This is a genomic window from Geminicoccus flavidas (assembly GCF_009806515.1).
Lineage (GTDB): Bacteria > Pseudomonadota > Alphaproteobacteria > Geminicoccales > Geminicoccaceae > Geminicoccus > Geminicoccus flavidus.
In genome coordinates, this window is sequence record NZ_WUJP01000402.1 from 1 (window position 1) to 344 (window position 344).

Here is a 344-nt window from a genome sequence, read left to right on the forward strand (position 1 = left end):
ACGCGTTCTCGGCGGCGGTGACCGCGAAGATCGAGGCCGAGCCGCTGATCGAGGTCCGGCGCCGCCTGGTCCCTGCCCTGCCCGAGGCCGGGCTCACCATCGTGGCGACCGGCCCGCTCACCGCCACCGCCCTGGCCGAGGACATCCGCCGCCATACCGGCGAGGACCAGCTCGCCTTCTTCGATGCGATCGCACCCATCGTGCACCGCGACTCGATCGATTTCGACATCGCCTGGTTCCAGTCGCGCTACGACAAGCCGGGCCCTGGCGGCGGCAGCGCTGACTACATCAACTGCCCGTTCGATGAGGCGCAGTACGAGGCGTTCATCGATGCGCTGCTGGCC

At 69.5% G+C, this 344-nt stretch carries 1 protein-coding gene; it reads left to right on the forward strand.

Going from position 1 to position 344, the window contains the following annotated elements; genetic code table 11:
• Positions 1-344, forward strand: a 344-nt coding sequence (locus tag EQG76_RS11395) for an FAD-dependent oxidoreductase (protein WP_200840745.1), incomplete at both ends; no start/stop codon positions are given.